This window comes from Paracoccus caeni (genome assembly GCF_016629665.1).
Lineage (GTDB): Bacteria > Pseudomonadota > Alphaproteobacteria > Rhodobacterales > Rhodobacteraceae > Paracoccus > Paracoccus caeni.
This window is the reverse complement of sequence record NZ_JAEPRQ010000005.1, coordinates 217,925-231,665: the sequence shown is the minus strand read 5'-3', so window position 1 is coordinate 231,665 and position 13,741 is coordinate 217,925. Positions and strand designations below refer to the sequence as shown.

Genomic DNA, 13,741 nt, shown 5'->3' with positions numbered 1-13,741 from the left:
GGTCGCGATAGGTGCCAAGGCCCAGCCGGTCGATCAATTCATCGGCCCGGTCGTTCAGCCGGTCCAGCGCCGAAAGCGGCCGCCAGAACTGCGTGGCCAGCCCGGCAGGACGTTGCAGCGCAACCTTGACGTTCTCGCGCACGCTGAGATGCGGAAACACCGCCGAGATCTGAAAGCTGCGCACCAAGCCCATCCGCGCGACCTTGGCCGGGCCGGTATGGGTGATGTCGTTGCCCAACAGCTCGATCCTGCCGCGGGTCGGCGGCAGGAACTTGGTCAGCAGGTTAAAGACGGTGGTCTTGCCCGCCCCGTTCGGCCCGATCAATGCGTGGATCTGCGCGTGACGCACATCCAGATCCACATTGTTGACCGCCGTGAACCCGGCAAAGTCCTTGCCCAGACCCCGGGCGGTCAAAACCACCCGAGGCTCGGACTGCGTTTCGGCAGCTACAGCCATCACTGAACCAGCGGGCAGCCGCTATCGGCTGGCGCAAGATAGGCCTGATCGCCGGGGATCGTGGCAAGGACGTTGTAATAGTCCCACTCTTCGGTGATCTGATCGGGGGCCTTCACCTCCATCAGATAGACATCCGAGAACAGCCGACCATTCGCCCCGACAGAGGCGCCATTGGCGAAGAAGTCATCCACCGGCATTTCGTGCATCTTGGCGGCAACGGCCTCGGTCTCATCGGTGCCTGCGGCCTCGATCGCCTTCAGATATTGCAGCACGCCAGAATAGGTCGCCGCATGGATCATGTTCGGCATGACGCCGGTGCGTTCCTTGAAGCGATTGCCGAATTCAGCCGATGCCTCGTTGCGGTTCCAGTAGAAGCTTTCGGTCAGGTTCAGGCCCTGCGCGGCTTCGGCGCCCAGACCATGCACCTCGGCCAGCGTGAACAGCAACGCCGCCAGCTTCTGCCCGCCTTGGGTGATGCCGAATTCCGACGCCTGCTTGATCGCGTTCTGTGTATCCATCCCGGCATTCGCCAGACCGATCACCTTCGCTCCCGAAGCCTGTGCCTGCAGCAGGAACGAGGAATAATCGGTGGTCGCCAGCGGATGCCGCACAGCGCCCAGGACAGTGCCGCCCTTTTCGGTGACGAATGCCGAAGTCTGCTCTTCCAGCGAATAGCCAAAGGCATAGTCGGCGGTCAGGAAATACCAGCTATCGCCGCCCTCTTCCACCAGCGCGCCGCCGGTGCCGACGGCCAGAGCGTGCGTGTCATAGGCCCAGTGGAACCCATAGGGCGAGCATTGCGGGCCGGTCAGTTCGGTCGTCGCGGCGCCGGTCGTCAGGGTGATCTTCTTCGCCTCGACCGACAGCGCCTGCACGGCCAGCGCGACCGACGAGGTGGTCAGTTCCATGATCGAATCGACCTGCTCGGTATCATACCATTGCCGGGCGATATTCGAGGCCACGTCGGGCTTGTTCTGGTGATCGGCGCTGATCACCTCGATCGGGGCGTCCAGAACGGTGCCGCCGAAATCCTCGACAGCCATCTTGGCGGCCTCGAAGGAATATTTGCCGCCGAAATCGGCATAGACGCCGGATTGATCGTTCAGAATGCCGATTTTTACTTTGCCGTCCGACACTTCTGCGACGGCGGGCACGGCGATGAGGCCGACCGCAGCGGTCGACAGCAGAAACTTGCGCATTATTACCTCCCAGTGGCGCATTCCTTCCGCCGTTGGGTGATCGTCACCCCGCAGGTGGAACGCTGTCCGTTTGAAACGTCACGACCCCTGTCTCCTCTCGGGATCGCTCCATTTGGAAGGATGACCGCATTTCGATTTTGACACAAGCGTTCAGAAAGGATTAATTCCATACAGGTTGTGTACGTTTTTGAACAGATGAGTAAACTTAGCTGGGATGATCTGCAATTCTTTCTGGCCGTCTCGCGCGAGAGGCAGCTTTCGCGTGCCGCACGGCATCTGGGCACGTCCCATGTCACCGTCTCGCGCCGAATCGACCGGCTTGAGCAGGCACTGAACATACGCCTGTTCGAAAGAAACGCCCGCGGCTACGAGACCACACTTGCCGGGCAACGCCTGATCGAAACTGCCGAGCGGATGGAGGAAGCCGCAGGGCATATCCCGGTCGAGCAATCCCCCGCCCCCGGCCGCCCCCGCGCCCTGAGGCTGGCCATGCCAGAGGGGTTCGGCGGCCTTTTCGCACGCTTCCTGCTGCCCGAATTTATCGAGCGTTTTCCGCTGGTTTTGGTCGAACAGATCACCATGCCGCAGGTTCTGTCGCTATCCCGGCGCGAGGCGGATATTTCGATCACGCTGGACCCGGTGACCAGCGGGCCTTATCGCTCGGACCGGATCATCGATTATACGCTGCATCTTTATGCGACCGACCGCTATCTGGCATCGGCCCCGCCGGTGCAAAGCCGCGACGATCTACATGAGCATCGCTTCATCGGCTATATCGAGGACATGATCTTCGCGCCGGGCCTCGACTATCTGCGAGAGATCAATCCGGCGATCCGGGCCGAAGTAAAAAGCTCTAGCATCTTCAATCAGTTGGCAGCGGTTCGAAATTCGCTGGGCATTGGCGTTCTGCCGCATTACATCGCCGCGAAATATCCCGACCTGCGGATCGTCCTGCCGGATCAGGTGGCACTGACCCGCACCTACTGGCTGACCTGCCACCGCGACGTGCGGATGCTGAGCCGCGAGCGTGCGGTGATCAGTTTCCTGATCGACAAGGTGCGCGAACGCGGTGCGCAACTGTCCCGCGACCCGCAAGATCACGCCAATCGACCGGCCAAGTGACCCGACCACCGCGCAATGCCGCTGGATTCGATCACGACCCTGCCCTATTATCCGTACAATTCAGGCCAATTGTAGTGGTTTTGCGGCAATATTGATATGAATGCATGGAGTCCCGACCCAACGAAGCTGAGCCGACCGGCCTATCTGTCGCTCGCCGATCAGTTCACCCGCGCCATCGCCGATGGCAGCCTTGCCGCGGGCACTCAACTGAAAACGCAGCGCAAGCTGGCGTTCGAACTTGGGCTATCGGTTCAGACGGTGTCGCGCAGTTATGAGGAACTGATCCGGCGCGGGCTGATCGTGGGCGAGGTCGGGCGCGGCTCGTTCGTGCGCGCCGGTCTGGCCGAGAATGCGCCGCCCTATCTGACCGAGCGGTCGAAAGAACTGATCGACCTGTCCATCCTGAAGCCTGTCAGCGACCGGATGCATACCGAACTGATGCGCAACGGGCTGCATTGGGTCGCGGACAATATGGCGGCGGCTTCGGCCCTGTCGTTCCGGCCCAGCTCGGTCCTGCCCCGGCATCGCGCGGTTGCCGCCGAATGGCTGCGGCGCGGCGGGATCGTCGCTGCGCCCGACAATATCATCATCACCGACGGCGCGACTTCGGCGATAACCACGGCGGTGATGAGCGCCGCGCCTGCGGGCAGCACCATGGCAACCTCGGCGCTGACGCACCATCTATTGATTCCATTGTGCAAATACCTTGGGATTCATCTGGAAGGTTTGGCTTCGGACGATGACGGCATCCTGCCGGATGCGCTGGATCACGCCGCCGCGCGTGGTGCGGTTCAGGTGCTTTACATGCAACCCTCGGCCATCGGGCCGCGCACCACGATGGTCAGCGAAAAACGCCGGATCGAGATTGTCGAGATCGCCCGCCGCCATGATCTGACCATCATCGAAAACGACGTGCTGAACGCGCTGATCGTGGACAGGCCGCCGCCGCTGGCCGCACTGGCGCCGGAAAGGGTATTGCACATCAACGGCTTCACCAAGATCACCCTGCCCGGCCTGCGGCTTGCCTATCTGGTCGCACCTGACCGGCTTTCCGCCTCTGCCGCCAATCGGCATCTGGTGACGAACTGGATGGCGACGCCGGTCATGGTCGATCTGCTGAGCCACTGGATCAATGACGGCACCGTTGACAAGCTGCTGGACTGGCAGCGCGCCGCCCTGCGCGACCGGCATGCGCTGGCCCGCGATATGCTGGCCGGGACCAGCTTCCGCGCCCATCCGCAAAGCCTGCATATCTGGCTGGAGCTTCCCCCCGGCTATGATGAGGATCAATTCGTCGCTCGCGCGACGCAGCGCGGCGTTGCCATCGCCTCGGGTCGGGCGTTCCGCGTCAACGACCGGAACCGCCGCGACGCCGTTCGAATCGCGCTTGGTTCAACCCATGTCGGAGAATTGCGCAGAGGCCTGCAAATGGTCACCGAACTGCTGAACGAAGAGGCAGAACCGCTGCTGCCGATGATCTAATCTGGCCCAAATTGATATGATATTATTTTCAGATTGACCTGATTTAATATCAGTGCAATTCTCTCGTTAACCAGCGAGAGGATCTGCTTTTGACCGAACCGATCATCCGTGTCCAAGACCTGCGCAAGTCCTTCGGAACGCTGACCGTCATAGACGGGCTGAATTTCGAGGTGAAGAAGGGCGAGAAACTGGCCCTGATCGGTCCCTCGGGGTCCGGCAAGACCACCATCCTGCGCATTCTGATGACGCTTGAGACGATCTCGGGCGGGCGGATCGAGGTGGCGGGAGAGCCGCTGTATCACATGCAGAAGAACGGCGCCGAAGTGCCCGCGAATGAGGCGCATCTGCACAAGATGCGCCGCCATATCGGCATGGTTTTCCAGCATTTCAACCTGTTCCCGCACAAGACCGTGCTGCAAAACATCACCCTTGCCCCGATGCTGACCAAGGGCGAAAGCCGCGCCAATGCCGACAAGCGGGCGGGTGAGTTGCTGGAGATGGTCGGGCTGTCCGACAAGGCCGGTCACATGCCCTCGCAGCTTTCGGGCGGGCAGAAACAGCGCGTGGCGATTGCCCGCGCCTTGGCCCTGAACCCCGAAATCATGCTGTTTGACGAGGTGACATCAGCGCTTGACCCGGAACTGGTCGAAGAGGTGCTGATCGTGATGAAGCGTCTCGCCTCGGAAACCGACATGACGATGCTGCTTGTCACCCACGAGATGAGCTTCGCCAGCGATTTCGCCGACCGCGTGCTGTTCTTCGACAAGGGCAAGATCGTGGAATCCGGCCCGCCAGAGCAGATTTTCAAGAACCCGCAGGAGGAACGCACGCGGACCTTCCTGCGCAAGATCATCGCCGCAGGCCAGCACGTCTGAGGCGACAACAACAGCGGAGAAGAAGATGAAGTCATACATGATTGCAGCCCTGCTTGTGGCAGCGCCCCTGCCCGCGCTGGCCGACAAGCTGGAAGATTTGCGCGAACAGGGCTTTGCCCGTATCGCCATCGCCAACGAGCCGCCCTTCACCTCGGTCGCCTCGGACGGCAAGGTGTCGGGTGCGGGGCCGGATGTGGCGCGCGAAGTGTTCAAGCGACTGGGCATCGATGATGTCGAGGCGTCGATTTCCGAATATGGCGCGATGATCCCCAGCCTTCAGGCCGGGCGCGTCGATGCGGTCACGGCGGGGCTGTTCATGAAGCCCGAACGCTGCGCCGCCGTCGCCTACTCGCAGCCGATCCTTTGCGACGCCGAGGCGCTTCTGGTGCCTGCGGGCAATCCGAAGGGCTTTGAATCTTATGCCGATATTGCCGCCGATGACAGCGCCACGATGGGCGCGCCCGGTGGCGGGACCGAGGAAAAGCTGGCGCTTGATGCGGGCGTTCCGCGTGATCGGGTGATCGTGGTGCCGGATGCGCAATCCGGGCTGAAGATGCTGCAGGACGGTCGCATCGATGTCTATTCGCTGCCGGTCCTGTCGCTGAACGATCTGCTGGCAAAATCCGGCGACAGCAATCTTGAGGTCTTCGCCCCGGTCAAGGATGCGCCGGTCTATTGCGACGGCGCCGCCTTCAATCAGCGCGACACCGACCTGCGCGATGCCTTTGACGTGGAACTGGCCAAGCTGAAGGAATCCGGCGAATTCGCTGCGATCATCGAGCCTTACGGCTTCTCGGCCGAGGCCGCGATTTCGACCGACCGCGACACGCTTTGCGCGCAGGAATGATGTGATCCGGGCGGCGGGCATCGACCCGCCCCCCCTTCTTCAAGCAGGAACGGGCGACAGCGCATGGGCGACTGGGCAGGATATCTGACACTCATCCTTCAGGGGGCATGGGTCACCGTCAAGCTGACGGTGATGGGCTGCGCGCTGGCGCTGGTCGTGGCGCTGATCGCCGGGCTTGGCCGGGTGTCGCATGTCGCCGTCTTGCGCTGGATTTCCACCTGTTACATCGAATTTTTCCGCGGCACCTCGATCTTCGTGCAGTTGTTCTGGATCTATTTCGTGCTGCCGATGACCGGGCTTTGGTCGCCGACGCCGATGCAGGCTGGCGTCATGGCGCTTGGCCTGAATGTCGGTGCCTACGGGGCCGAGGTGGTGCGGGGCGCGATCCTTGCAGTTCCCAAAGACCAGTATGAGGCCTGCACCGCCGTCAACCTGACCCGTTATCAGAAGATGCGGCACATCATTCTGCCACAGGCGCTGCCGCTGATGCTGCCGACCTTTGGCAACAACGCCATCGAGCTTTTGAAGGCCACCGCTGTCGTGTCGCTAATCTCGCTGTCGGACATGACCTTTCAGGCGCAGATCGTGCGGTCGCAGACCGGCAACACGATCTTCCCCTTCGTCACCATCCTGATCCTCTATTTCATCATGTCGCTGCTGATCTCTACGGGCATGCGCTATCTTGAGCGTCGGGCGACGCGCGGTCTGGACGGGGTGCGCTGATGTTCTGGGATTGGGATTTCGCGATCAGCATCACGCCGACCCTGCTTCAGGGTCTGAAGATCACCATTCTTGCAACGGTGCTGGGCGCGATTGTCGCCGCCGTGCTTGGTCTGGTCTTCGCCATTCTGCGCCGGTCCACCAACCGCCTCATCTCGCGCACCACCGGCTTTGTCGTTGAATTCATTCGCGGCACGCCGTTGCTGGTGCAGCTTTACTTCATCTTCTACATCCTGCCCGATTTCGGTCTGCGCCTGCCGCCGCTGACCGCCGGTGTCATCGGCATGGGCCTGCATTACGCCACCTATTTCTCCGAGGTCTATCGCGGCGGCATCGAATCCGTCGCCCGTGGTCAGTGGGAGGCCGCGCGCGCAGGCAACCTGAACCCGCGCCAGACATGGGTGCATGTGATCCTGCCGCAGGCGATCCCGCCGATGATCCCGGCGATGGCGAATTACCTGCTGGCGATGTTCAAGGAAACGCCGCTCCTGACCGCCATCACCGTCATGGAAATGATGAGCCAGGCCCGCTCGGTCGCCAATACCAGCTACCGCTATGTTGAACCGATGACGCTGGTGGGCGTGTTCTTCCTCATCATCAGCATCTTCTCGGTCTTCGGGCTGCGCTGGCTGGAACGGAAATTCGGGGGGCGCGCAAGGTGACGGAAATGAATATCACGCTGGATGATCGTCCGCTGCCCCATCGGGTCGGGCTGATCGCGCTGGCGACCGACCACACGACCGAGCCGGATTTCCACCGCATCCTGTCGCCGCGCGGAATCGGGGTCTATTCCACCCGTATCCCCTTTGCCAATCCGGTCACGCCCGCGACTTTGGCGGCGATGGCTGGCGACATCACCGAAGCGGCCCGCCTGATCCTGCCTGATGAGCCGCTGGATGCGGTGGTCTATAGCTGCACCTCGGCCTCGGTGGTGATCGGGGACGAGGCCGTGCGCGCGGCGATCCTTCAGGGCAAACCGGGGACGCAGGCGATCACGCCGATCTCGGCGGCTTTTGCGGGTCTGCGGGCGCTTGGCGCGGAAAAGATCACGCTGCTGACTCCCTATACCCACGAGACCACCGCACCGATGGCGGCCTGTTTCGAGGCCGGGGGGTTCACGCTGATGGGCGTCACCGCGCTTGGCCTGACCGATGATCGCGAGATGGCGCGGATTACGCCGGAAAGTATCGTGCAGGCGTCACGGACCGCGATGGTCCGAGGAAGCGATGCCATCTTCATATCCTGCACCGCCTTGCGCGCGGCCGGTGTCATCGGACAGATCGAGGCGGCAACGGGCATTCCCGCCGTCTCATCCAACTACGCGACCGCATGGGCGGTCATGCGGACTTGCGGCGACGAAGGCCAAGGCGCGGACGGACAGTTGATGCGGCTGCCGATGGCGGCACCGATGGTGGCATCGTGATCCCCCTGCCCGTCACCCTTGCCGATATCCGCGCCGCCGCCACGCGCATTGCGCCGCATATCCGGCAGACGCCCGTGGTCGCTGACCCGGATCTGCCGGGCCTTAGCCTCAAATGCGAATACCAACAGGAAACGGGCGCATTCAAACTGCGCGGCGCGACGAATGCGATCCTGTCCTTGCCTGAAAACGCCCGCGCCAATGGCGTTGTCACCGCCTCGACCGGCAATCATGGCCGCGCCGTCGCCCATGCCGCCAAGCAGGTCGGCGCGAAAGCCGTGGTCTGCCTGTCGAGGCTGGTTCCGTCCAACAAGGTGCAGGCCATCCGCGATCTGGGCGCGGAGGTCCGCATCACCGGCGCATCCCAAGACCAGGCCATGATCGAGGTCGCCCGCGCCACCCGCGACGAAGGCATGACCGAGATCCCGCCCTTCGATCACAATGATGTGGTTGCCGGTCAGGGCACGCTTGGGCTGGAGATCCTCGATGCCGTCCCGGATGTGCAAACCGTGCTGATCCCGCTGTCCGGTGGCGGTCTGGCGGCGGGCATCGCCGTCGCGGTGAAGGCCCTGCGCCCCGAAGCCAAAATCATCGGCATCACCATGGAAAACGGCGCGGCGATGCAGGCCAGCCTCAGGGCAGGCCATCCCGTCGAAGTGACCGAGGAAGCCAGCTTCGCCGACAGCCTCGGCGGCGGCATCGGCATGGAAAACCGCGTGACCTTCCCCATCTGCCGGGCGCTGCTGGACCGCGTGGTCCTTGTCTCGGAAGCCGAAATCGCCGCCGGCATCCGCCACCTCGCTCGCGCGGGTCATGTGGTCGAAGGCGCTGCCGCCGTCGGCCATGCCGCGATCCTGTCGGGCAAGCTGACACTGGACGGCCCGACCGTCACCATCCTGTCCGGGGCCAATATCGACCCCGGCCTTCACGCCCGCATCCTCGCAGGCGCGGACGCCCCGGAGACGCCATGAGAAAACCCGTCACCATCCTGACCGAGGCCGACCTGCGCGCCCTCGTCCCGCTTGATCTGGCGGCCATCGATTGTATCGAAGATGCCTTCCGGGCGCTGGCGACGAAGCCCGTGGCGATGCCACAGGTCCTGCGCCTCGACATCCCTGAACACCGGGGAGAGGTGGACGTGAAGACCGCCTATATCCCCGGCCTCGATCATTTCGCGATCAAGATCAGCCCCGGCTTTTTCGACAATCCCAAACTGGGCCTGCCCTCGACCAATGGCATGATGGTGGTGCTGTCCACGACAACCGGGCTGGTCGAGGCGCTTTTGCTGGACAATGGCTACCTGACCGATGTGCGAACCGCAGCGGCAGGCGCGGTCGCGGCACGGCATCTGGCCGCAGCGGATTTTCAATCCGCTGCCATCCTTGGCGCGGGCATGCAGGCGCGGATGCAGTTGCAGGCGCTGTCGCTGGTCCGCCCGATCAATGACGTTCGCATCTGGGCCCGCGATCCCGCGAAAGCCGAAGCCTTCGCCGCCGATATATCGCAGCAGCTCGGCTTTCCGGTCGCTGTTTCAGAGGCGGTCAAGGGCGCCACCCAAACCGCCGATGTGATCGTCACCACTACCCCCACCGAAAGCCCGATCCTGCATCTGGCCGATGTCCAGCCCGGCGCGCATATCACCGCTATGGGCTCGGATGCCGGGCACAAGAACGAGATCGCCCCGGATCTGATCGAGGCCGCCCATTACGTCGCCGACCGCCTGAACCAGACCCGTCTGCTGGGCGAATTGCGCCACTCACCCCTCGCTGACCGCGATTTCCCCGAGCTTGGCCAGATCATCGCCGGTCAGGCGCCGGGCCGCAGCTCGGCGCAACAGATCACACTGGCCGACCTGACCGGCACCGGCATTCAGGACACCGCCATCGCCGCCCTTGCCCTGTCGCGCGCCGCCAAGGCCGGGGCCGGGCAATCCTTCACCCTCTGAAAGCAGCACCATGACAGAAGTCGCATTGAAGTTCAGCCGCCAAGAATACGCGCAACGTCTGGAAAAGACCCGTCGGGCGATGGAGGCGAAAGGCGTCGATCTGCTGATCGTCACCGATCCGTCGAACATGAACTGGCTGACCGGCTATGACGGCTGGTCCTTCTATGTCCATCAATGCGTCGTCGTTCCCCCGGTGGGCGAGCCGATCTTCTTCGGGCGCGGCATGGATGCGGTAGGCGCCCGTTTTACCGCCTATCTGGCGCATGAAAACATCATCGGTTACCCGGATGATTACGTCCAGAATACCGAAAAGCACCCGATGGACCTGCTGTCCTCGATCCTGAAGGACAAAGGCTGGGGCGCGAAGCGCATCGGTGTCGAGATGGACAATTACTGGTTCACCGCCGCCGCCTTTGCCGCCCTGCAACGCCACCTGCCGGATGCGAAATTCAGCGATACCAACAGTCTGGTGAACTGGCAGCGCGCGGTGAAATCGCCGACCGAGCTTGACTATATGCGCAAGGCGGGCGCGATCGTGACCAAGATGCACGAACGGATTTTCGACAAGATCGAACCCGGCATGCGCAAATGCGATCTGGTGGCGGAAATCTATGACGCGGGCATCCGTGGCACCGATGGTTTTGGCGGCGATTATCCGGCCATCGTGCCGCTGCTGCCCTCGGGGAAAGAGGCCGCGGCCTCGCATCTGACATGGGACGACCGGCCGATGCGCGCGGGCGAAGGCACCTTCTTCGAAATCGCCGGCTGCTATAACCGCTATCACGCGCCGCTGTCGCGGACGGTGTTTCTGGGCAAACCGACACAGGTATTTCTGGACGGTGAAAAGGCCGTGCTGGAAGGCATGGAGGCGGGGCTTGAGGCCGCAAAAGCCGGGAATACCTGCGAAGAATTTGCGGGTGCCTTTTTCGCCGTGCTGAAGAAACACGGCATCATCAAGGACGGCCGCACCGGCTATGGCATCGGCGTCAGCTATCCGCCCGACTGGGGCGAACGCACCATGTCGCTGCGCCCGGGCGACCGCACCGTCATGGAACCCGGCATGACCTTCCATTTCATGACCGGCCTCTGGTCCGAAGAGATGGGGCTGGAAATCACCGAATCCATCGTCATCACCGAGGGTGCGCCCGAACTGCTGGCCTCGGTCCCGCGCAAGCTGTTCGTGAAGGACTAAGGCAATGCTGCCGATGCAGATGCAGATGATCCCCTCGCCGATCACGGCCACGGTGGATTACGCAGCGCCGGGGGTGCATCACGGCTTCCTGCGCCTGCCCTATTCCCGCGACGATGCGGCATGGGGATCGATCATGACGCCGATCACCGTGGTCAACAATGGCGACGGACCGACGGCGCTGTTGACCGGCGGCAATCACGGCGACGAATATGAAGGTCCGATCGCGCTTTACGATCTGGCCGCGAAGATCCGGGCCGAGGATGTGACGGGCCGGATCATCATCGTCCCGGCGATGAACTATCCGGCCTTTGGCGCGTCCACCCGCACCTCGCCCATCGATCATGGCAACCTCAACCGCAGCTTTCCGGGCCGCCCGGACGGCACCGTGACCCAGAAGATCGCCGATTACTTTCAGCGCGTGCTGTTGCCGATGGCGGATGTGGTGCTGGACTTCCATTCCGGCGGCAAGACACTGGATTTCCTGCCCTATTGCGCGGCCCACATCCTGCCCGACAAACGGCAGGAGGAGCAAAGTTTCGATCTGGTCCGCGCCTTCGGGGCCCCTTGGTCGGTCAAGATGCTAGAGATCGACGCGGTCGGTATGTATGACACCGCCGCCGAGGATATGGGCAAGGTCTTCGTCACGACCGAACTTGGCGGCGGCGGCACCGCCACGGCCAGCACCGCCAATATCGCCATTCGCGGGTTGCAGAACCTGCTGATCGCGGCGGGCGTCATGCGCGGCGAGGTCGAGGCCCACCCGACCCGTTGGCTGGACATGCCCGACGCCGATTGCTTCACCTTCGCCGAAGATGGCGGGCTGATCACCTTTCTGGCCGATCTGGGCGATGCCGTCGCCAAGGGTCAGCCCATCGCCCGCATCTTCACCGTCACCCGCACCGGCCTTGCGCCGGTCACCGTGACCGCCAACCGCTCGGGCCTGTTCATGGCCCGGCACTTCCCCGGAATCGTGAAACCCGGCGACTGCGTGGCCGTCGTCGGCGTGGAAATCGAGGCATGACATGCTGGATCTGACCAATTTCGTCTCGGACCTGTCGCTTGTCCGGCAAGACGCTTTCATCGGCGGGCGATGGCGCGCGGCGCAGGACCGCTTTGCCGTCACCGATCCCGCCACCGGCGGCACCATCGCCAATGTCGCGCGTCTGGACGCGGCGGCGGCACGCATCGCGGTCGATGCCGCGCAGGACGCCTATCACGACTGGGCATGGGGCCTGCCGCAAGACCGATCCGCCGCATTGCTGCGCTGGCATCGGCTGATCGTTGACCATGCCGAGGATCTGGCCCGTATCATGACCGCCGAACAGGGGAAGCCCCTGTCCGAGGCGCGGGGCGAGATCGGCTATGCGGCAAGCTTCATCGAGTTCTACGCAGAGGAGGCGAAACGCCCGAATATCGAAAGCGTCACCTCGCATCTCTCGACCGCCGAGATGGAGCTTTGGCGCGAACCCGTGGGCGTGGCGGCGTTGGTGACGCCGTGGAATTTCCCCTGTGCGATGATTACCCGCAAGGCGGCGGCGGCTTTGGCCGCTGGTTGCACCGTGGTCGTGCATCCTTCTGCGGAAACCCCGCTTTCGGCGCTGGCGCTGGCAGAGCTTGCGGATCGTGCGGGCTTCCCGCCCGGCGTCTTCAACGTGGTGACCGGCAATGCGCCCGAGATCGTCGGCGAATGGTGCGCCGATCCGCGCATCCGGGCGCTGTCCTTCACCGGCTCGACCGAAATCGGGCGGCTGCTCTATCGCCAATCCGCCGATACGGTGAAGCGTCTGGTGCTGGAACTTGGCGGCCACGCCCCCTTCATCGTCTTTGCCGAGGCCGATCTGGATCAGGCCATCGACGAGGCGGTAAAGGCCAAATTCGCCACCACCGGGCAGGATTGCCTTGGCGCCAACCGCTTCCTGATCGAGCGGCCGATCTATGACGCCTTCGTCAAGGGGTTCACCGATCGGGTCAAGGCGCTGACCCTTGGTCCCGGCACCGATGATCGCGACCTTGGCCCGCTGATGAACGAAGGCGCGGTGAGGAAGCAAGAGGATCACGTGCAGGACGCACTGGCCCATGGCGCCCGCCTGCTGACCGGCGGCCAGCGCGACCCGCAGGGCCCGCTATTCTATCAGCCGACCGTGCTGGCCGATGTCCCGCCAGATGCGAAAATCTTCCACGAGGAAACCTTCGGCCCCGTCGCCGCCATCACCCCCTTCGATGCCGAGGACGACGCCGTCCGCATCGCCAACGACACCGAATACGGCCTTGTCGCCTATCTGCATTCGCAGGACCCGCGCCGTATCTACCGGCTGTCGCGCGCGCTGGAATTCGGCATGGTCGCCGTCAACCGCACCAAAGTCACCGGCGCGCCGGTCCCCTTTGGCGGCATGAAGCAATCGGGCCTTGCCCGCGAAGGATCTCGCCACGGTCTCGAAGCCTTCACCGACATCAAATATATCTGCCGCGACTGGAGTTGACC

Annotated in this window: 14 protein-coding genes; 12 read left to right on the top strand and 2 right to left on the bottom strand. The window is 63.2% G+C overall.

Going from position 1 to position 13,741, the window contains the following annotated elements; genetic code table 11:
* The coding region (locus JJJ17_RS14605) for an ATP-binding cassette domain-containing protein (RefSeq protein ID WP_200687656.1) at positions 1-457 on the bottom strand (457 nt) is incomplete at its 3' end.
* Positions 457-1,656 carry an ABC transporter substrate-binding protein gene (locus JJJ17_RS14600; protein WP_200687654.1) on the bottom strand — a complete coding sequence of 400 codons (1,200 nt, stop codon included), beginning with the start codon at positions 1,654-1,656 and terminating at the stop codon, positions 457-459. The genes JJJ17_RS14600 and JJJ17_RS14605, both read right to left, overlap by 1 nt.
* Positions 1,657-1,851: 195 nt before the next feature.
* On the opposite strand from JJJ17_RS14600, the gene JJJ17_RS14595 reads away from it, so the two are divergent.
* The 12 genes from JJJ17_RS14595 to JJJ17_RS14540 all read left to right on the top strand — a co-directional run bounded on the left by JJJ17_RS14595 (position 1,852) and on the right by JJJ17_RS14540 (position 13,739).
* Complete coding sequence (locus JJJ17_RS14595) at positions 1,852-2,778, top strand: LysR family transcriptional regulator (RefSeq protein ID WP_200687652.1); 927 nt, start codon at positions 1,852-1,854, stop codon at positions 2,776-2,778.
* A 96-nt stretch (positions 2,779-2,874) separates the two neighbouring features.
* The gene (gene ehuR, locus JJJ17_RS14590; protein ID WP_200687650.1) at positions 2,875-4,260 is read left to right on the top strand and encodes a MocR-like ectoine utilization transcription factor EhuR; all 1,386 of its coding nucleotides are present in this window, start codon (positions 2,875-2,877) and stop codon (positions 4,258-4,260) included.
* Positions 4,261-4,349: 89 nt separating this feature from the next.
* Positions 4,350-5,135 carry an ectoine/hydroxyectoine ABC transporter ATP-binding protein EhuA gene (gene ehuA, locus JJJ17_RS14585; protein ID WP_234464116.1) on the top strand — a complete coding sequence of 262 codons (786 nt, stop codon included), beginning with the start codon at positions 4,350-4,352 and terminating at the stop codon, positions 5,133-5,135.
* A gap of 25 nt (positions 5,136-5,160) precedes the next feature.
* Positions 5,161-5,982, top strand: a complete 822-nt coding sequence (gene ehuB, locus JJJ17_RS14580) for an ectoine/hydroxyectoine ABC transporter substrate-binding protein EhuB (protein WP_200687648.1) — start codon at positions 5,161-5,163, stop codon at positions 5,980-5,982.
* 63 nt (positions 5,983-6,045) lie between these two features.
* A complete protein-coding gene (gene ehuC, locus JJJ17_RS14575; RefSeq protein WP_200687646.1) occupies positions 6,046-6,705 on the top strand; it encodes an ectoine/hydroxyectoine ABC transporter permease subunit EhuC in 660 nt (219 codons plus the stop codon).
* Positions 6,705-7,364 (top strand): ectoine/hydroxyectoine ABC transporter permease subunit EhuD, encoded by a 660-nt coding sequence (ehuD, locus tag JJJ17_RS14570; RefSeq protein ID WP_200687644.1) that lies wholly within the window; start codon positions 6,705-6,707, stop codon positions 7,362-7,364. Before ehuC ends, ehuD begins: the two co-directional genes overlap by 1 nt.
* Positions 7,365-7,369: 5 nt before the next feature.
* Positions 7,370-8,125 (top strand): aspartate racemase/maleate isomerase family protein, encoded by a 756-nt coding sequence (locus tag JJJ17_RS14565; protein WP_200687642.1) that lies wholly within the window; start codon positions 7,370-7,372, stop codon positions 8,123-8,125.
* Positions 8,126-8,130: 5 nt separating this feature from the next.
* Positions 8,131-9,093 (top strand): hydroxyectoine utilization dehydratase EutB, encoded by a 963-nt coding sequence (eutB, locus tag JJJ17_RS14560; RefSeq protein ID WP_200687713.1) that lies wholly within the window; start codon positions 8,131-8,133, stop codon positions 9,091-9,093.
* Positions 9,090-10,067, top strand: a complete 978-nt coding sequence (locus JJJ17_RS14555; protein WP_200687640.1) for a cyclodeaminase — start codon at positions 9,090-9,092, stop codon at positions 10,065-10,067. The genes eutB and JJJ17_RS14555 overlap by 4 nt, the downstream gene beginning before the upstream one ends.
* 10 nt (positions 10,068-10,077) lie before the next feature.
* Positions 10,078-11,259: an ectoine hydrolase DoeA gene (doeA, locus tag JJJ17_RS14550; protein ID WP_200687638.1), complete on the top strand. Its 1,182-nt coding sequence runs from the start codon at positions 10,078-10,080 to the stop codon at positions 11,257-11,259.
* Positions 11,260-11,284: 25 nt separating this feature from the next.
* Complete coding sequence (gene doeB / locus JJJ17_RS14545) at positions 11,285-12,280, top strand: N(2)-acetyl-L-2,4-diaminobutanoate deacetylase DoeB (RefSeq protein WP_407673368.1); 996 nt, start codon at positions 11,285-11,287, stop codon at positions 12,278-12,280.
* A 1-nt stretch (position 12,281) separates the two neighbouring features.
* Entirely contained in the window at positions 12,282-13,739 is a 1,458-nt protein-coding gene (locus JJJ17_RS14540) for an NAD-dependent succinate-semialdehyde dehydrogenase (protein WP_200687636.1), read from the top strand.
* Positions 13,740-13,741 lie beyond the last annotated feature (2 nt).